This is a genomic window from Mycobacterium sp. EPa45 (assembly GCF_001021385.1).
Taxonomy (GTDB): domain Bacteria; phylum Actinomycetota; class Actinomycetes; order Mycobacteriales; family Mycobacteriaceae; genus Mycobacterium.
The window spans coordinates 5,702,469-5,720,931 of the sequence record NZ_CP011773.1; the positions used below are offsets into that span (position 1 = coordinate 5,702,469).

Sequence of the window (18,463 nt, forward strand, 5' to 3'; positions counted from 1 at the left end):
CCGAAGCTTATCGCCCGCCACCGTTGCCGCAGGGGCCTGCCGCGGCTTCGTTAGCATGCACAGATGGCGACCACACCGAGCGACGGAAGCTCCCTGGCCTGGCCCTCCCGCCTGACCAAGGCGCGGCTGCACTTCGTGACCGGCAAGGGCGGCACCGGCAAGACCACGGTCGCGGCGGCGCTGGCACTGACCCTCGCCGCCGGCCGCCGCAGGGTCCTGCTGGTGGAAGTCGAAGGGCGGCAAGGCATTGCGCAGCTGTTCGACGTTCCGCCGCTGCCTTATGAGGAGTTGAAGATCGCCACGGCCGAGGGCGGCGGCCACGTCAACGCGCTGGCCGTCGACATCGAGGCGGCGTTCCTGGAATACCTCGACATGTTCTACAACCTCGGCCTCGCAGGCCGGGCGATGCGCCGAATCGGCGCTATCGAGTTCGCGACGACGATTGCGCCGGGCCTGCGTGACGTCCTGCTCACCGGCAAGATCAAGGAGTCGGTGGTGCGGCTGGACCGCAACAAGCGGCCGGCGTACGACGCGATCGTTGTCGACTCTCCCCCGACCGGCCGGATCGCCCGGTTCCTCGACGTCACCAAGGCCGTGTCGGATCTGGCCAAGGGCGGTCCGGTGCACTCGCAGGCCGACGGCGTGGTCAAGCTGCTGCACTCCGAGCAGACCGCGATCCATCTGGTGACCCTGCTCGAGGCGCTGCCGATCCAGGAGACCATCGAGGCCATCGAGGAACTCAAAGACCTCGGCCTGCCCATCGGCAGCGTGATCGTCAACCGCAACATCCCGCCGATCCTGCCGGCCGATGACCTCACCAAGGCCGCCGAGGGCGACGTCGACGCCGACGCCGTACGCGCCGGGCTCCAGACGGCTGGGATCACCTTGGGTGACGCCGACTTCGCCGGGCTGCTGACCGAGACGATCGAGCACGCAAGCCGGATCAAGGCCCGCGCCGAGAGCGCCGAGCAGCTCGACCGCTTGGAGGTGCCACGGCTGGAACTGCCGACGATCGCCGAAGGCGTGGATCTGGGAAGTTTGTACGAGTTGGCGGAAACGCTTGCACAGCAAGGAGTCAGATGAGTACCACGCCCCCGGCGCTCGACATGAAGTCGATCCTGGCCGACAGGTCCAACCGGGTCGTGGTGTGCTGCGGCGCGGGTGGCGTCGGTAAGACCACCACCGCGGCGGCGATGGCGCTGCGAGCCGCCGAGTATGGCCGCACCGTCGTCGTGTTGACCATCGACCCCGCCAAGCGGCTGGCACAAGCGTTGGGAATCAAGGAACTCGGCAACACGCCGCAGCGGGTGCCGTTGGCTCCCGAGGTGTCCGGTGAGCTGCACGCGATGATGCTCGACATGCGCCGGACCTTCGACGAGATGGTCGTCGAATACTCGGGAACCGAACGCGCACAATCGATTCTGGACAACCAGTTCTATCAGACGGTCGCCACGTCCCTGGCCGGCACACAGGAATACATGGCCATGGAGAAGCTCGGCCAGCTGCTCGGGCAGGACCGCTGGGACCTGGTGGTGGTGGACACCCCGCCGTCGCGCAATGCACTGGACTTCCTCGACGCACCGAAACGGCTCGGCAGCTTCATGGACGGCCGGCTTTGGCGGATGCTGCTGGCACCCGGGCGTGGCTTCGGCAAGCTGGTGACCGGCGTCGTCGGGCTGGCGATGAAGGCCATGTCGACGATCCTCGGGTCGCAGATGCTGTCCGACGCCTCGGCGTTCGTCCAGTCATTGGATTCGACGTTCGGCGGCTTCCGCGAGAAGGCCGACCGCACCTATGAGTTGCTCAAGCGCCGCGGCACCCAGTTCGTCGTGGTGTCGGCCGCCGAGCCGGACGCGCTTCGGGAGGCATCGTTCTTCGTCGATCGGCTCTCGGAGGAGAACATGCCGCTCGCCGGCTTGATTCTGAACCGCACCCACCCGACGCTGTCCGCGCTGACCGTGGAGCGCGCCGTCGACGGCGTCGCGGCGCTGGAAGCCGAGGGACTGGACAACAACGGGAATCAGCTCGCGGCGGCGGTTTTGCAGATCCACGCCGACCGGGCGCAGACCGCCAAGCGGGAAGTTCGTCTGCTGTCGCGGTTCACGGGCGCCAACCCGCACGTTCCGGTGGTGGGCGTGCCGTCGCTACCGTTCGACGTGTCCGATCTCGACGCCTTGCAGGCGATCGCCGATCAGATCACCGGGGAGACTGGGTAGAGAAAGAGTCCCGGCCGATCGGCCGGGACTCAGGGCGAAAGTTAGCTGACGCTGCGGTGCTTGCGCTGCGCGGCGAAGAACTCTGACCAGGACACCACTTCGGGGTGCTGCTTGAGGAGTGCACGGCGCTGACGCTCCGTCATGCCACCCCACACTCCGAATTCCACACGGTTGTCGAGCGCGTCCGCGCCACACTCGGCCATGACTGGACAGTGACGGCAGATGACCGCGGCTTTGCGCTGGGCAGCGCCGCGGACAAACAGCTCGTCAGGGTCGGTTGAGCGACACAAAGCTCGCGAAACCCACGCGATCCGGGCTTCCCCGTCTACACCGTGGATGGATCCATTCAAAAGCGCTGCGCTTTGCTTGCGAACAGCGGTCCGAATACCTGACACCGACGATCCCCTTCGTCCGGCCGCTGTCTGCGGCTGACAATCTTCTGGTGTAGGCCGCGTATGCGATCTACGCCACATTGCGACTCGGAGTGTTACCTGTATCGCACTGTCTGTTTAAGTTAGGTGGTCAGGTATCTTTTGCGCAACAGTTAGATCTCAGGTTTTTTGGGACGCCCGTCCAGACCGATCATGAACTGGCTTTTTCTGACTCCGGCGTAAATACCGTTCGATATCCTCGCGGGCCGAGGGATGCTGCGCAAGACCCGTCCCGGTCTCTCGTTACTCTGTTACTCATGTCGGAACGCCCGCCGGCCGGGGCCACGATCATCAAGCTGGCCTGGTGCTGCCTTTTGGCCGCCGTGATACTGGCAGCGCTCCTGTTTCCCGTGGTCGGCGGCGTGGGCCTGATTTCGAATCGCGCCTCCGACGTGGTGGCCAACGGTTCGGCTCAACTGGTCGAAGGCGAAGTGCCGGCGGTGACGACGATGGTCGACGCCAAGGGCAATCCCATCGCATGGCTGTATTCGCAGCGCCGGTTCGAGGTCCCCGGCGACAAAATTGCCGACACGATGAAGCTGGCAATCGTGTCCATCGAGGACAAGAGATTTGCCGAACATAACGGTGTCGACTGGAAAGGCACGCTGACCGGTCTGGCCGGTTACGCCTCCGGCGACGTCGACACCCGCGGCGGGTCCACACTCGAGCAGCAATACGTCAAGAACTATCAGCTACTGGTGATCGCGCAGACCGATGCCGAGAAGCGAGCGGCCGTCGAAACCACCCCGGCCCGCAAGCTGCGCGAGATCCGGATGGCGCTCACGCTGGACAAGACGTTCACCAAGCCCGAGATCCTGACTCGCTACCTGAACCTGGTCAGCTTCGGCAACGGCGCCTTCGGCATCCAGGACGCGGCGCAGACCTACTTCGGTGTCGACGCCTCACAGCTGAACTGGCAGCAGGCCGCGCTGCTGGCCGGCATGGTGCAGTCGACCAGCACGCTGAATCCCTACACCAACCCGGACGGGGCACTGGCCCGGCGCAATCTCGTGCTCGACACCATGATCGACAACGTTCCCGACAAGGCGGACGAGCTGCGGGCCGCCAAGCAGGAGCCGCTGGGCATTCTGCCGCAGCCCAACGAACTGCCGCGCGGCTGCATCGCCGCCGGGGATCGCGCATTCTTCTGCGATTACGTCCAGGAGTATCTGGCCCGGGCCGGTATCAGCAAGGATCAGCTGTCCAAGGGCGGCTATCTGATCAAGACCACCCTCGATCCCGATGTCCAGAACTCGGTCAAGGGTGCCGTCGATTCGCTTGCCGCGCCGGACATCAACGGCATCGCCAGCGTGATGAGCGTCGTGCTGCCCGGTAAGACCGCCCACCCGGTGGTCGCGATGGTCAGCAACCGGACCTACGGGCTGAACTCCGCGGCGGGGGAAACCATGCAGCCGCAACCGTTTTCGCTCGCCGGTGACGGCGCCGGTTCGATTTTCAAAATCTTCACCACGGCCGCCGCACTGGATATGGGCATGGGTATCAACGCTAACCTCGACGCCCCCGCGCGGTTCGAAGCCAAGGGCCTGGGCAGCGGCGGCGCGAAGGGCTGCCCGCGCGAGACGTGGTGCGTGCAGAACGACGGTAACTACCGCGGATCGATGAGCGTCACCGATGCGTTGGCCCAGTCGCCCAACACCGCCTTCGCCAAGCTGATCTCGCAGGTGGGTGTGCCGCGTGCGGTCGACATGGCGGTCAAGCTGGGCCTGCGTTCCTACGCCGAACCGGGCACTGCGCGCCCCTATGACCCGGAGACCAACGAGAGCCTCGCCGACTTCATCAAACGGCAGAACCTCGGCTCGTTCACCCTGGGCCCGATTCAGGTCAACGCCCTCGAGCTGTCCAATGTGGCGGCCACGCTGGCCTCCGGCGGCACCTGGTGCCCGCCCAACCCGGTCGACAAGCTCTATGACCGCAACGGCAACGAGGTATCGGTCACCACCGAGACCTGCGACCAGGTGGTGCCCGAAGGTCTGGCCAACACACTGTCCAACGCCCTGGGCAAGGACGACGTCAGCGGTACCGCCGCCGGCTCCGCCCGCTCGGTGGGTTGGGACCTGCCGAGTTCCGGTAAGACCGGTACCACCGAGGCGCACCGGTCCTCCGGGTTCCTGGGCTACACCAACCGCTACGCGGCGGCCGCCTATATCTATGACGACTCGCCCACGCCCTCGGATCTGTGCTCCTTCCCGTTGCGGCAGTGCGGTGACGGGAACTTGTACGGCGGAAACGAGCCCGCCAAGACGTGGTTCACCGCGATGAAACCGATCGCCCGGAACTTCGGTGACGTCGGGCTTCCACCGACCGACCCGCGCTACGTCGACGGCGGCCCCGGCTCCCGGGTGCCCAGTGTCTCGGGCCTGACCCAGGACGCCGCACGCAGCCGACTCAAGGAATCCGGTTTCCAGGTGGCCGATCAGGCCACCCCGGTCAACAGCGTGGCGCCGTACGGCACGGTGGTCGGCACGTCGCCGGGCGGGCAGACCATTCCGGGCTCGATCATCACGATCCAGATCAGCAACGGCATCCCGCCTGCACCGCCGCCACCCCCGCCGGGAGCACCACCGATACCCGGGGTCGACGGTGCACCCTTCGGGCAGACCGTCGTCGAGATCCCAGGCCTGCCGCCGATCACGGTGCCACTGCTGGCCCCGCCGCCGCCATGATCGGGTGAAGGACGGCCGGGCACAGTATTCTGGCGCACATGTCTGTGCCGTCCGCAGTGAAGTCGTCCGCCCTCGCGGCCGCCGGCTCGGCCGCACTCGCGGTCGGCTACGCCACGGTGATCGAACGCAACGCGTTCGTCGTCCGCGAGGTGACCATGCCGGTGCTCTCGCCCGGCTCCACCCCGTTGCGAGTGCTGCATCTCAGCGACATCCACATGCGCCCGACCCAGCGGCACAAGCAGGCCTGGCTGCGTGAACTGGCGCGCTGGGAGCCCGACCTGGTGGTCAACACCGGCGACAACCTGTCGCACCCCAAGGCGGTGCCCGCGGTCGTGCAGGCGATCGGCGACCTCCTGTCGGTGCCCGGCGTCTTCGTGTTCGGCAGCAACGACTACTTCGCCCCGAAGCTCAAGAACCCCGCCAAGTACCTCTACGACCGCGATCATCGGGTGCACGGCAAGCCGCTGCCGTGGCAGGACCTGCGTGCGGCGTTCACCGAGCGCGGCTGGCTGGACCTGACCCATAACCGTCGTGACTTCGAAGTCGCGGGGCTGAGCATCGCCGCCGCCGGCGTCGATGACCCGCATCTGGGTCGGGACCGCTACGAGACCATCGCCGGCCCGCCCAACCCGACGGCCAATCTCAGCCTCGGTGTCACCCACGCGCCCTACACCCGGGTGCTGGACCGCTTCGCCGCCGACGGCTATCAGCTGATCATGGCCGGCCACACCCACGGCGGGCAGCTGTGCCTGCCGTTCTACGGCGCCCTCGTCACCAACTGCGACCTGGACCGTTCCCGGGTCAAGGGGGCGTCCCGCTGGGGCACCGACACCGCGCTGCACGTGTCGGCGGGCATCGGCACCGGACCATTCGCTCCGTTCCGGTTCTGCTGCCGTCCCGAGGCCACCCTGCTGACTCTGGTGGCGGCCCCGACCGGTGGGCACGACGAGACGCGAAACGTGGTGCGCTCCAGCCCCACCGCCTCGGTGCGGTGACCGCGGCCGCCTGCTGTCCCAGCCGGCGATGACAACTGTCGCCGCCCACTCCCGGCCGCGTGACTGGGCCGACAACGCCATCCGGCTGATCGAGGCAGACAGCCGCCGCAGCGCGGACACCCACTTGCTGCGTTACCCGCTACCGGCTGCGTGGTGCGTCGACGCAGACATCGCGCTGTATCTCAAGGACGAGTCGACGCACATCACCGGCAGCCTGAAACACCGGCTGGCGCGGTCGCTGTTTCTCTACGGGCTGTGCAACGGCTGGATTGACGAAGGTACGACCGTCGTCGAGGCGTCATCGGGGTCGACGGCGGTGTCCGAGGCGTACTTCGCTGCGCTGCTGGGCCTGCCGTTCGTCGCGGTGATGACCACCTCGACGAGCGCGTCGAAGGTGAAGCTCATCGAGGCTCAGGGCGGGCGATGCCACTTCGTCGACTCACCCGGTGAGGTCTACACCGCGGCTCAGCGGATCGCCGACGAGACCGGCGGCCACTACTTGGACCAGTTCACCAATGCCGAGCGCGCCACCGACTGGCGGGGCAACAACAACATCGCCGAGTCGATCTATCACCAGATGAGCGCCGAACGTCATCCGGTCCCGACGTGGATCGCCGTCGGGGCGGGTACCGGGGGCACCAGCGCCACGATCGGACGCTACATCCGGTATCGACGCCACGAGACGCGGCTGTGTGTGGTGGACCCGGAGAACTCAGCGTTCTTCCCGTCTTACGCGCAGGGCCGCGACATCGTCACTGGACAGCCGTCGCGGATCGAGGGCATCGGGCGCCCGCGGGTGGAGCCGTCGTTCCTGCCGGAGATCGTGGACCGGATGGTGAGTGTGCCTGATGCTGCGTCGATTGCGGCGGCCCACCACGTCTCGCGGGTGTTGGGGCGCCGGGTCGGACCGTCGACGGGCACCAATGTGTGGGGTGCGTTCGGTCTGCTGGCCGAGATGGTCGCGGCCGGCGCCGGCGGCTCGGTGGTCACCCTGATCGCCGACAGCGGCGACCGCTACGCGGACACCTACTACGACGCCGGCTGGTTAGCCGCTCACAACCTCAACCCCGGCGAGTACGCAGACGCGCTGGCCGAGTTCGAACGCTCCTGCGGCTGGGTCTGGTCCGGCTCGTCGGCGACGTCATAGTCGCCGGTCACCACCAGCCACAGCGCTGCGAGCAGGAAGAAACCCCCATACACCACGGCCCCCAAAGCGGTCATCATCCGCCCCACCTTTCGCTGCTCGGCGCATTTATGTCGCCGTCAGTTTCCATAACGCCACCGACAAGTCAGATCCATCCCGCGACACGCCGTGAAGTTGGCCGACGGTCCGACAAGCCGTTTGGCTTCTCACCGGTTGCGTGCGATACGCTGTCGTGGCTTCACGCGGGGTGTGGCGCAGCTTGGTAGCGCGCTTCGTTCGGGACGAAGAGGTCGTGGGTTCGAATCCCGCCACCCCGACCGCGAAAAAGTACAGGGCCTCGATCGAGTAATCGGTTGAGGCTTCTTTCTTTTTTCTGCCCTAGAGGCCCAGTGCCTGGTAGATCCCCGGCCGCTCGCGGTAGGCATCAGGCAGCGGCGCGAAGATCGTCCAGTCGTGGAACTGGCCCTGCCTGAGCACGAACGTGAAGTCCGCACCGGCCGCCGTCGCTTTGTCGCGCAGTCGCAGCGCCTGCTGGGTCAGCAGGTCTCGGGAGCTCGAGTACACGGTGGTCGGCGGCAGTCCGCCCAACGAACCGAAGATCGGGCTGACGATGGGGTCGGTGGGGTCGAGGTCACCCACCCACGACAAAAGGTTGTTGTCGTGCCCGTCGTGCGGATTGCCCAGCAGGGGGTCATCCACCGGGTTTCCGAACGTGTCACTCAGATCGAGGGCGGGCGCCATCAGGACGAGGCGGTGCGGCTGCGTCCCGTTGCGCTTGACGATCTCCTGCAGTGCGGCCAGCGCGATGTTGCCGCCCGCCGAGTCGCCGATCACGCTGACGTTGTCCGAGCCGTGCGCCGCGATCTGTGCGCTGATGAAGTCCGCCATGACCGGGATGTCGGTTGCCGCAGTGCCAAGGGGGGCAAGGGTATACAGCGGGACCACGATCGTCGCACCGGTGTTACGAGCCATGTCGGTGTAGGTCCACCAGTGGAAGATGCTGATCTGACCGATGAACGAACCACCGTGGATTCCGACGACGTACTGACCGCTCGGGTCCCGCGGTGTCAGCGTCCACACGGCCATGCCGTTGTATTCCGTCTGCTCCGCCTTGATCCCGGACAGCAGGAAGAAGTCGGGCGTTCCGTCGGTGAAGAACGGAATCTGTGCGCTGGTACCACTCAAGCTGAACGGCAGATTGAGTGCCCTTGTGACGAAGTTGATGACCCGCAACCCGACGACCACTGCGCGCTGGAAGATCGTCGGCGGCGGCCCGCTGTACAAACTCTCGTCGACCGGCGGGGTCGCCACGTCCGCGGTGAGTGCCTCCGCTGTTGCGGTCACCCTCGCCGATGATGCATGGGTCAAGACTTCAGTGGTAGAGCCGGCCGCCAAAGATGTTGTTACGGTAGGCTTTCCGGTAACCGAAGCGGGCGAGTCCGCGTTTTGGTCGTCGCGCCGAGTGGCGCCCAAGACCGACAGGGCCACCGCGACGACGTTCGGCGCACGGGGCGCGGGAACCGTGGCGGCAGCGCGTGCGCGGTTCGAAACCACGGACACCGCTTGCGAATTCGCCCGCGTCTTGTCTCGCGCACTGGAGGCAGAACCGGCGGGCGTGTTCTTGGTAGACGAGGCTGACGACGACGGCCCGGCCGAGGCCGATCCTGTATCGGCCCACGCGACACCCTGGGCCGCCAGCGCTATGCCCGCACCCACCCCGAGAGCGGCGGCAAGCCCTCCGATCCGCCCGACGAACACACCTGCTGCCATGGCCCGACCCTCCCGACTGAGGACTGCACGACTTTGTGCCGATGCTGAACCTAGCAGGGGTTGAGCCCCAACCTGGTCGACCTCGCGACCACCGTCGCCAAACGGAACTACGTCTGCGGGCGAAGTCGATCAGCAGGCGACCCGACTACCCGGACCACATCGATGCAATGCGCCGAATGGTCCAGCCTCACCGACCGCGCGTCAGAACGGCGGCGGCGGTAGCTGCGGCGGGCCCGGCAGAGCCGGCGGGGCCGGCAATGGCGGCGAGCCCGGCAGGAACGGAACCCACGGCGGCGGCGGCAGTGGCGGTGGCGCGATCGCGGGTGGCGGGGGCAATGCCGGCGGACCCACCGCGGGCGGTGGCGGCAACGCAGGCAGACCAACCGCAGGCGGCGGCGGCAATGCTGGCCCACCAAGCGCAGGCGGCGGCGGCAGCGACGGCAGACCAACCGCAGGCGCCGGCGCCAACGCGGGCGCACTCAATGCCGGCAGTGATGCAGCGGCTGGGGCCACTGCTGCCGGGGCTACTGCGGCCGCGGACGCGGGCTTGTTGAACGCGTTCTGAACGATCGCGTAGGTCGCCGCTGAGGCCGCAGCGCCTGCCACGGCCGTCGCGCCACCGATCGCACCATTGGCGATCGGTACGCCGATTGCCAGTCCGACGTTGGTCCCGATTTGCTCGGTGGCCGACTCGCGCGCCTCGGTAACGGAACGACCGATGGTCCTGTCGTAGGCGCTCGTCAAGCTGTCGAGGTAGGTCTGCAAATCCGACCCCTGGTCGGTCGACTTACTGGGCCCTTGGTCTTTCGGCTGACTGGGTGCGGCTGATGCCATACCGGCCGCCGCAAACAACGCCGCCACCGTCAAGGATGTGGCGGCCACCGCTCGGAGCGGTGTATGTCGAAGGCTCATCTCGGCCCCTTCCTGCTTGGGCCATACTATCGGGCCGAGCCGTAATTCGACACTTACAATTTTCTAAGGTAGCGACAGCTATCCCAGCAACGCTGAAGCGACTTCGTTCAGATGGCCCGACCTCGTCATCATCCGAGGCTCCGAACGGTAGGCGTTTACGGCAGCGCAACCGCCAATAGCGGGCGTTGTCGGCCACGATGGCGACTTGCACCGCTTGGTTGGGCAGCGCGATCGGGATGTCGTTACGGGAGCCCCCAGCCCGAAGTGGTCCGGCACCGCAAAGGTCTGACCGCGCAGGTGTTGGGGTCCCGTGCGATCGTCCCGACCTCACAGAGCTGCCGCGGCCGCCCTGCCCGCGGCGCGACCGGAGAACAGGCAGCCGCCGAGGAACGTCCCCTCCAGCGCGTTGTAGCCGTGCACGCCACCGCCGCCGAAGCCGGCGACCTCCCCCGCCGCGTACAGTCCGTCGATCGGACTGCCATCCAGTCCCATGGCTCGCGACGACAGATCGGTTTGAATGCCGCCGAGGGTTTTCCGCGTCAGGATGTGCAGCTTCACCCCGATCAACGGCCCCGCTGCCGGGTCGAGGATCCGGTGCGGTACGGCGGTCCGGCCGATGCGGTCCCCGATGTACCGCCGGGAATTCCGGATGCCTTGTACCTGGGCGTCTTTGGCGTACGGGTTGGCCATCTGCAGATCGCGCGACTCGATCTGCGTGCGGATGGCGCCGGCGTCCAGCAGCGGTTCGTCGGTCAGCGTGTTCATCTTCGCCACCAATTCGTCGAGTCCGTCGGCCACGACGAAATCCGCGCCGTTGCGCTTGAAGGCCTCCACCGGTGCCGGTGCGCCCTTGCTCAACAACCGTTCCTTCAGAAACCCGGCCCGGTCCTTGCGGGTGATATCGGGATTCTGTTCGGAGCCTGACAGCGCGAATTCCCGCTCGATGATCTTCTGGGTGAGGATGAACCAGCTGTGGTCGTAGCCGGCGATCTCGGGGGTGCTGCGCAGGTAGCGCAGAGTGCCCAGGGTGTCGTAGCCGGGTAGGTAGGGCGCGGGCAGCCGGCGGCCCAGCGCATCGAACCACATCGACGACGGACCCGGCAGAATCCGGATCGCGTGCCCGGGCCAGATCGGGGCCCAGTTCTGCACGCCCTCGGTGTAATGCCACATGCGGTCGCGGTTGACCAGCCGCACACCGGAGTCGGCAGCGATGTCGAGCATCCGGCCGTCGACGTAGGCCGGCACTCCGGTGATCATCGACGTGGGCGGCGTCCCCATCCGCTGCGGCCAGTGGCGCCGGACGATCTCGTGGTTCCCGCCGATACCGCCGGAGGTGACGATCACGGCTTGTGCATGAAACTCGAACTCGCCCAACGGGTCCCGGTTCGATGGTGCGCCACGAGGTGCCTCGTCGGGCGCCAGGCGGGTACCGCGCACGCCGGTGGCGGCGCCGTTCGCGATGACCAGTTCGTCGACCCGGTGTCGGTGGCGGAAGGTCACCAGTCCCCGCTCGGCAGCGGCTGATGCCGAGTTGACGAACGGCTCGACCACGCCGGTGCCGGTGCCCCAGGCGACGTGGAAACGCGGCACCGAATTGCCGTGCCCGTCGGAACGTAAGTCGCCACGCTCGGCCCAGCCGACGGTGGGCAGAAACCTGATGCCGTGCCCGAGCAGCCACGAGCGCTTCTCCCCGGCGGCGAACTCGACGTAAGCGCGCGCCCACCGCACCGCCCAACTGTCCTCGTCGTCGACCCGGTCGAACTGAGCACTGCCGGACCAGTCGCCCCAGGCGAGATCGAAGCCGTCCTTCACACCCAGGCGGCGCTGCTCGGGAGTGTCGACCAGGAACAGCCCACCGAAGGACCAGAACGCCTGCCCGCCCAGGTTGGCTTCGTTCTCCTGATCGAGCAGCAGCACCTTTTTGCCGCGGCTGGTCAGTTCGTGGGTGGCTACGAGGCCGGCAAGGCCGGCGCCGACCACGATGACATCTGCGTCCATGGATCAGAGCCCTTCGGTGTCGAGAGAGGATTATCGTCCCCCCATGACGGAAGTTAGTTTCGATCGGTGGTACCGCCCGCTGGCGACCCCGCTTGGCCTCGGCCCCGGCCGCTGCGACGTTTCCATCGCCGACGGCGTCTTGCATGTGTCGATGGGCTGGGGCTTCTCGGCCGACGTCCCGTTGGCATCGATCACCGACGCCAAGCCGGCGAAGGGACCGTTCCTCGGTTGGGGCGTACATGGCTGGCGCGGACGTTGGCTGGTCAACGGTTCGTCGAAGGGCGTCGTGGAGCTGAATATCGATCCGCCGGTACAGGCCAAGGTGGTCGGCGTCCCGACGACGTTGCGCACGCTGCTCGTCAGTGTCACTGACCCGGACGCCCTGATCTCCGCTTGCTCGCGCAACTAAAGCCGCAACTAAAGTGACGTCTGGGGTTTAGCTCCAGCCTCGGCCGGGGATAAAACCGAGGTGACGGTTGCTCCCATCGTTGTAGAACCACGCCTCCCCCAAGCTCGAGGCCCGGTGTCCATGGCAGTTCTGGATCTTTTGACCGAGCGTGCGCCGCGTAATCATCTCCATCGGATCGAAGCGTCGCTGCACGACTCCGATCCGTACGGCATCGACGTTCAACTTGCGCTGTACGTCTGCTACGAGTTGCACTACCGCGGATTCGCCGGCGTCGACGCCGGCTGGGAATGGAACCCCGGGCTGCTGTACTTGCGCGCGCAACTCGAAGAGACGTTCCTGGCGGCCGTGCAGCGCGATGTCGGCGACATCGGTCCCGAGGACACCGCCGACGCCGAGATGGAAAAGCTGACGATCGAGCCGGCCGACGGCACGGGACCGTCCTACTACCTTCGGAGCACCGGCACCTGGGAGCAGATGCAGGAGTATTTCGTCCATCGCTCGCTCTACCACCTCAAAGAGGGCGACCCGCACGCATGGGCCATTCCCCGACTCACCGGGATGGCCAAAGCCGCGTTCGTGGCGATCGAGTTCGACGAATTCGGTGGTGGCAGAAGCGATCACGTGCACCAGCAACTCTTCGCGGATCTGATGGTCGCCGCGGGCCTGGATGCGAGCTATCTCGGTTATATCGACGCCGTGCCTGCCGAGTCGCTGGCCGTGGTGAACCTGATGTCGCTGTTCGGGCTGCACCGCAAGTATCGCGGGGCGGCCATCGGCCACTTCGCCTCCACGGAGATCACGTCGTCACCCGGGTCGCGCCGCCTTGTCGAGGCCATGGAACGTATGGGCGCGCCGGAGACCTGCACGCGGTTCTACCGGGAGCATGTCGAGGCCGACGCCGTGCACGAGCAGGTAGTGCGCACCGATGTCGTCGGTGACCTGGTCAGCCGCGAGCCGGCACTCGACCGGGACGTGATCTTCGGGATCAGGGCGCACCTGATGGTGGAGGATCGGCTCGCCGATCACCTGATGCGGTGCTGGACCAGCGAGCGCAGTTCGCTACGCCGGCCGCTGAGCTGAGGACTCGCCGCCGACACGCTTGCGTCGGCGATGACTGGTGTCGCACAGCGGATAAGTCTTGCTGCGCTTGCACATACAGATGGCGACCATGAACCGGTCGGACTCGACGACGGTTCCGTCGGGCAGTTCGATGCGCACCGGCCCCTGAACCATCATGGGGCCGCCGCTGACGATCCGGACCAGCCGGGACTCGTCCTCGCTCAACGCTTTTCCGCTTGAATGACCACGATTTCCTCTTCCCGCCGGCCAACGGGCAGCATACCGATGCGCTCCATCCACGACGCCCGGGCGGTGAGCACCGGACCGAACGGAATGAGCTGGCTGAGAACAACTTCAGCGTCCAGACCGGCACTGCGCAATCGGCGCAACGACTGCTCCGTGTCCGAGAACTCCGACTGCACGATCAACATCGTACCGCTGTCGGTCAGCAGTTCAGGCGCTGAATCACACAGGGGGTTCAGCACCTGCCTACCATCGACGCCGGCGTTCCACGCCGTCGCCGGACCCACTTCCGAGGGGATTTCTTCCAGATGTGCGTCGGGACTTGTTGGCACATAAGGCGGATTCGATACAACCACGTCGAACGGGCCGGCCTCCAGTGCTTCACCCCAGGTTCCCAGCCGCGTATCGATACCCACGCCCGCCTCGGCGGCATTGCCCGTCGCGCACCGAATAGCCTTCGGGCAGATGTCGAATGCGGTGACGCTGCGTGCGCCCAGTTGGGCGGCCGCAATCGCAATGACGCCACTACCGGTGCACAAGTCCGCCACACGACGTTCGGTCACCACACCGGTGAGGGTCATCGCATCGATCAGGAGTTGTGAATCATGTTGCGGCGCATACACGCCAGCGTCAGCTGCCACCGAACTCTGAAGGTCGGGATAAAGAATGGTCAACGTTGGCCTTTCGACGGTCGGTCGCGCCGTGTTTTCTCACCGCGTTGGAGATAAATGCCCCGTTACGGCATCGCTAAACCCGCATGGGTTTGCCCGCGCCGTTGACCGGGAAGGTGATCGGGGTGAAAGCTTCCGATCTTGCAGCCCTGCCCATCGCCGCTGGAGCGGCCCTCCGGCAGCGCCGTTTCTTCCACCCCGCCGGGGTGTTGGCCAACGGCACGATCGAGCGGATGTCTCCCCCCGGGGAGGGTCTGCCGGTGGAATCCGGCAACATCTTGGGACGCGTTTCCAAAGCCCTCGGTACGCCAGGCTCGTTGCCGGATGCCGCTGGGCTGGCTTGGCGGATGCCACCAAGCCCGTTCGCGGCTACTCCGTGGGATGTCCTGCTGGCCACCGCAGGCTTCGGTTCGAGCGCGTTGCTGCCCAACCGGGTGGCACTGCGTCCCGTGACCTCCTGGTCCGAGGCCTGGTACTCGAGCCTGCTGCCGCTGCGCTACAAGGATGAGCTGTGGTGGATCCGGGCCCGCCTGGCCACGACCATGGGGTCGGGGCTTTCGCTGCAGGCGGCGCACGAGCACATCAACGGCGACGGCCTGGAGTTCGACGTCGAGCAAGCCTGCGGCAACAGCGACTTCGAGCCGATGGCCACCCTGCGGCTGACCGAAGTGGTGCCGTCGGACCAGCAGGCCGACCATGACACCGCCTTCGACCCGGTTCGCCACAGCGCGCCCGAGGTTCGGGTTTGGCCCGAATGGCTGCGCAGCTTCCGGGAATCGGCGTATCGCAGCAGCCGCGAAGGACGCGACGCGGAGTCCTAGTCCGGCGGCTCCTGGTCGGGTGAGTCCGCTACGTCGGGGGCGACTTCGCGAGTGGCCATCCCGCCCTCGCGGCCCTTGTCCGCGGGACCGGGCCGCCCGCCGCGCGGTTCGTCCTGGTGATCGTCGGTGTAATCGGCGTGGTCTTCCTCGTCCGAGGTCCGGTCAGTCATGACGGCCGAATAACCCGAGATGCTCCGTTTCAACCCCTTCGTGGGGGGCATCACGCTGCCGTTCCGCGACGAGCAGGGGAGCCTGCTCGTCGCGGACGACACGGTCTAGTTGGCTGCCTCGCGCAGCTTGTCCAACAGCGGTTCGGCAGCTTTGGCGAGGAACTCGTCCTGTCCCTCGTCACCGATCTGGACGAGCGCGATATCAGTGAATCCTGCTTCCCAGTAGGCACTCACCGATTCGACGATGGCATCGAGGTCGGGTCCGCAGGGGATGCTTTCGGCAACGTCCTCGGGCCTGACGAACTGCGTGGCGCCCGCGAAGCCGGCCGGGGTCGGCAGGTCGGCGTTGACGTTCCAGCCGCCACCGAACCAGCGGAACTGTTCATGCGCCCGTTTGATGGCGGCGTCGCGGTCGGGATCCCAGCACACCGGGATCTGACCGATCACCCGGCCGCCGCCGGCCAGACCGGTGGCCTGGCGTGCACCATGCCAGCCGTCGACCAGCTTGCCGTCCGGTTCGACGGCAATCATGTGGTCGCTCGCCGTGGCGAAGGCCTCCAGCGAGCGCTCCCCGGACAACGCGACGGCGATGGTGACAGGCTCGTCGGGGACATCCCAGATCCGCGCCGAATCCACCTCGAAGTATTCGCCCTTGTAGTCCACGAGCTCGCCGCTGAGCAGCTCACGGATAACCGCGATCGCTTCTTTGAGCATGTCCTGGCGGCGCTGAATCGTCGGCCATCCCTTGCCGACGACGTGTTCGTTCAGGTTCTCACCGGAACCCAACCCGAGGGTGAATCTGCCGTCGGCCAGGATCTGCAGGGTGGCGGCCTGCTGCGCGACGACGGCGGGGTGATACCGCATAGTCGGGCAGGTCACGTAGGTGTAGAGAGCCGCTCGTTCAGTGGCATGTGCGACCGCACCCAGCGTCGTCCAGGCGTTGGGCGCATGGCCCTGCGAGGTCAGCCATGGCGAGAAGTGGTCACTGCAGACCTCGAAGTCGAAACCCACCTGTTCGGCCGAAACGGCATAGCGCACAAGGTCTTTGGGCCCACTCTGTTCGGTCATCAGGGTGTATCCGAAGCGCGTCATGCGCGACGAGTACCCCCACCTCAGATAGCGAAACGAGCTGTCCCTACAAGCGCGCCTTGACCGCGGCAGACAACCGCGACCCGTCGGCCTTACCCGCGGCGATCGCGGTGGCGGCCTTCATCACCAAACCCATCTGTTTCGTCGAGGGCCGCTCCCCGATCTCCTCAGCCACCTGCGCGATCGCGGTGTCGGCCACATCGGCCACCTCGGCATCGGTCAGTGGAGTCGGCAGGTACTCGTCGATGATCCGGGCTTCGGCGTGCTCCTCGGCGGCCAGCTCGCCACGACCGTTCTGGGTGTAGATCTCGGCGGACTCGCTGCGCTTCTTGGACTCCCTGGCGAGGACCTTGAGCACCTCCTCGTCGGAGAGATCGCGCGCCTGTTTACCGGAGACCTCCTCGGTCTGGATCGCCGCAAGCAGCAGTCGCAGCGTCGCGGTACGCAACTTGTCCTGAGCCTTCATCGCTTCGGTGAGGTCCGATCTCAGCCGGTCCTTGAGCTCCGCCATGGCGCAAACGCTACGCGCCCGGGATGGTCGGGACGTTGAGAAATACCCCGCCGGTCGACAGGATGGGCTGATGAGCAACGACGTCGGGGGCGTTCGCCGGTGACGACTCCGCCTGCCGGACCACCAGGACCGCCGCCGGGATGGCCTGGTCAGCCGCCATTCCCGCCGCCCGGATATCCCGCGTCGGGTTATCCGCCGCCGGGCTACGGGCCGCCGGGGTATCCGCCACCGGGTTACGGCCCGCCCGGCTATCCACCGCCCGGCTACCCCCCGCCCGGCTACCCCCCGCCGGGTTACCCGCCGCCGGGCTATGGCCCGCCCGGTTATCCGCAGCCGGGATACGGACCGCAGGTGCCCATGGCGGCCAAGCCGGGCATCATCCCGCTGCGGCCCCTTTCCCTCAGCGACCTCTTCAACGGCGCGGTCGGCTACATCCGCGCCAACCCGAAGGCCACGCTGGGTCTGACGACGGTCGTCGTGGTGATAACCCAGGCCCTGGCGCTGATTCTGCAACTCGGTCCGCTGCTCTCGATGGGCAAGGTGGGCGCAGAGACCGGTGAGGAGATGTCGACGCCGGCTCTGCTGGGGACCGCGGCGTCCGGTGTGACCAGCGCATTGACCACTGCGCTGGCCGGGATCCTGCTGGCCGGCATGCTCACCGTCGTCGTCGGGCGGGCCGTGTTCGGCGCCAAGATCACCGTTGGTGAAGCATGGCATCGCCTCCGCGGCCGGTTATGGGCGCTGATCGGATTCAGCGCGCTTGAAGTCCTCGCCGTCCTGCTCTTGGTCGGGGTGGTCGTGGCGGTCATCGCAGGCATTGCCGTGGCGGCCAACGGCACCGCCGCCGTCATCGTCGGCATTCCGCTGGTGCTCGCCTTGATCGCTGCGCTGGCTTACCTCTACACCGCCCTGTCGTTCGCGCCAGTGGCGGTCGTCTTGGAACGCAAGCCCGTCGTGGCGTCAATCCGCCGCTCATTTGGCTTGGTACGCAACCACTTCTGGCGCGTACTCGGAATACGGCTGCTCGCGTCGGTGGTGGCCGGCGTGATCGCCGGCGCGGTCGCTGTCCCGTTCAGCATCGCCGGCCAGGTATTTCTGCTCGGAGCTGATTCCTCGGGACCGATCATCCTCGCGACGGCTTTGGCGGCAGTCGGGGGTGCGATCGCGCAGATCATCACCGCGCCGTTCACCGCAGGAGTGACGGTGCTGCTCTACACCGACACCCGCATCCGCGCCGAGGCATTCGATCTGGTGCTGCAGACCGGCGCCACCGCGGGGCCTGCGGACACCGTCACCGCCGACAATCTGTGGCTCACCCCGGGCGGCTGATACCCGATCAC

The 18,463-nt window shown here is 66.7% G+C and carries 18 protein-coding genes and 1 tRNA gene; 10 read left to right on the plus strand and 9 right to left on the minus strand.

Features of this window, described 5'->3' with window-relative positions; genetic code table 11:
* The first annotated feature begins 63 nt into the window (after positions 1-63).
* Positions 64-1,083: an ArsA-related P-loop ATPase gene (locus AB431_RS27090; RefSeq protein WP_047332548.1), complete on the plus strand. Its 1,020-nt coding sequence runs from the start codon at positions 64-66 to the stop codon at positions 1,081-1,083.
* Positions 1,080-2,216: an ArsA family ATPase gene (locus AB431_RS27095; protein ID WP_047332549.1), complete on the plus strand. Its 1,137-nt coding sequence runs from the start codon at positions 1,080-1,082 to the stop codon at positions 2,214-2,216. Before AB431_RS27090 ends, AB431_RS27095 begins: the two co-directional genes overlap by 4 nt.
* A 41-nt stretch (positions 2,217-2,257) precedes the next feature.
* On the opposite strand, the gene AB431_RS27100 is transcribed toward AB431_RS27095, so the two are convergent.
* A complete protein-coding gene (locus AB431_RS27100) occupies positions 2,258-2,611 on the minus strand; it encodes a WhiB family transcriptional regulator (protein WP_047332550.1) in 354 nt (117 codons plus the stop codon).
* A gap of 293 nt (positions 2,612-2,904) precedes the next feature.
* Here AB431_RS27100 and ponA2 point away from each other — a divergent pair, with 293 nt between their 5' ends.
* The 4 genes from ponA2 to AB431_RS27120 all read left to right on the plus strand — a co-directional run bounded on the left by ponA2 (position 2,905) and on the right by AB431_RS27120 (position 7,787).
* Positions 2,905-5,331, plus strand: coding sequence for a transglycosylase/D,D-transpeptidase PonA2 (gene ponA2 / locus AB431_RS27105; RefSeq protein ID WP_047332551.1), 2,427 nt, complete (start codon positions 2,905-2,907; stop codon positions 5,329-5,331).
* A gap of 38 nt (positions 5,332-5,369) precedes the next feature.
* Entirely contained in the window at positions 5,370-6,326 is a 957-nt protein-coding gene (locus tag AB431_RS27110) for a metallophosphoesterase (RefSeq protein WP_047332552.1), read from the plus strand.
* Between the two features lie 28 nt (positions 6,327-6,354).
* A complete protein-coding gene (locus AB431_RS27115; protein ID WP_047332553.1) occupies positions 6,355-7,473 on the plus strand; it encodes a PLP-dependent cysteine synthase family protein in 1,119 nt (372 codons plus the stop codon).
* A 240-nt stretch (positions 7,474-7,713) separates the two neighbouring features.
* Positions 7,714-7,787 (plus strand) — tRNA-Pro (locus tag AB431_RS27120).
* A gap of 61 nt (positions 7,788-7,848) precedes the next feature.
* On the opposite strand, the gene AB431_RS27125 is transcribed toward AB431_RS27120, so the two are convergent.
* From AB431_RS27125 to AB431_RS27135, 3 genes are all read right to left on the minus strand, one after another.
* Positions 7,849-8,814 (minus strand): alpha/beta hydrolase, encoded by a 966-nt coding sequence (locus AB431_RS27125; RefSeq protein ID WP_052960409.1) that lies wholly within the window; start codon positions 8,812-8,814, stop codon positions 7,849-7,851.
* A 627-nt stretch (positions 8,815-9,441) separates the two neighbouring features.
* A complete protein-coding gene (locus tag AB431_RS29690; RefSeq protein WP_144418381.1) occupies positions 9,442-10,152 on the minus strand; it encodes a hypothetical protein in 711 nt (236 codons plus the stop codon).
* A gap of 327 nt (positions 10,153-10,479) precedes the next feature.
* The gene (locus AB431_RS27135) at positions 10,480-12,150 is read right to left on the minus strand and encodes an FAD-binding dehydrogenase (RefSeq protein WP_047332555.1); all 1,671 of its coding nucleotides are present in this window, start codon (positions 12,148-12,150) and stop codon (positions 10,480-10,482) included.
* 43 nt (positions 12,151-12,193) lie between these two features.
* On the opposite strand from AB431_RS27135, the gene AB431_RS27140 reads away from it, so the two are divergent.
* Entirely contained in the window at positions 12,194-12,559 is a 366-nt protein-coding gene (locus AB431_RS27140) for a hypothetical protein (RefSeq protein ID WP_047332556.1), read from the plus strand.
* Between the two features lie 60 nt (positions 12,560-12,619).
* Positions 12,620-13,639 carry an iron-containing redox enzyme family protein gene (locus tag AB431_RS27145; protein ID WP_047332557.1) on the plus strand — a complete coding sequence of 340 codons (1,020 nt, stop codon included), beginning with the start codon at positions 12,620-12,622 and terminating at the stop codon, positions 13,637-13,639.
* Here AB431_RS27145 and AB431_RS27150 read toward each other — a convergent pair.
* Positions 13,619-13,843: a CDGSH iron-sulfur domain-containing protein gene (locus AB431_RS27150; protein WP_047332558.1), complete on the minus strand. Its 225-nt coding sequence runs from the start codon at positions 13,841-13,843 to the stop codon at positions 13,619-13,621. The genes AB431_RS27145 and AB431_RS27150 overlap by 21 nt on opposite strands.
* Entirely contained in the window at positions 13,840-14,535 is a 696-nt protein-coding gene (locus tag AB431_RS27155) for a HemK2/MTQ2 family protein methyltransferase (RefSeq protein WP_047332559.1), read from the minus strand. The genes AB431_RS27150 and AB431_RS27155 overlap by 4 nt, the downstream gene beginning before the upstream one ends.
* Positions 14,536-14,657: 122 nt before the next feature.
* Here AB431_RS27155 and AB431_RS27160 point away from each other — a divergent pair, with 122 nt between their 5' ends.
* A complete protein-coding gene (locus AB431_RS27160; RefSeq protein WP_052960489.1) occupies positions 14,658-15,353 on the plus strand; it encodes a hypothetical protein in 696 nt (231 codons plus the stop codon).
* Here AB431_RS27160 and AB431_RS31070 read toward each other — a convergent pair.
* From AB431_RS31070 to AB431_RS27170, 3 genes are all read right to left on the minus strand, one after another.
* On the minus strand, positions 15,350-15,523 hold the full coding sequence (locus AB431_RS31070) for a hypothetical protein (RefSeq protein ID WP_194163729.1): 174 nt from the start codon (positions 15,521-15,523) through the stop codon (positions 15,350-15,352). The two genes, AB431_RS27160 and AB431_RS31070, sit on opposite strands and share 4 nt — an antisense overlap.
* A gap of 105 nt (positions 15,524-15,628) precedes the next feature.
* Positions 15,629-16,615, minus strand: coding sequence for an LLM class F420-dependent oxidoreductase (locus AB431_RS27165; protein ID WP_047332561.1), 987 nt, complete (start codon positions 16,613-16,615; stop codon positions 15,629-15,631).
* Positions 16,616-16,658: 43 nt separating this feature from the next.
* Positions 16,659-17,123 carry a GatB/YqeY domain-containing protein gene (locus AB431_RS27170; RefSeq protein WP_047332562.1) on the minus strand — a complete coding sequence of 155 codons (465 nt, stop codon included), beginning with the start codon at positions 17,121-17,123 and terminating at the stop codon, positions 16,659-16,661.
* Positions 17,124-17,222: 99 nt separating this feature from the next.
* Here AB431_RS27170 and AB431_RS27175 point away from each other — a divergent pair, with 99 nt between their 5' ends.
* Entirely contained in the window at positions 17,223-18,452 is a 1,230-nt protein-coding gene (locus tag AB431_RS27175; RefSeq protein ID WP_047332563.1) for a hypothetical protein, read from the plus strand.
* Positions 18,453-18,463: the final 11 nt, after the last annotated feature.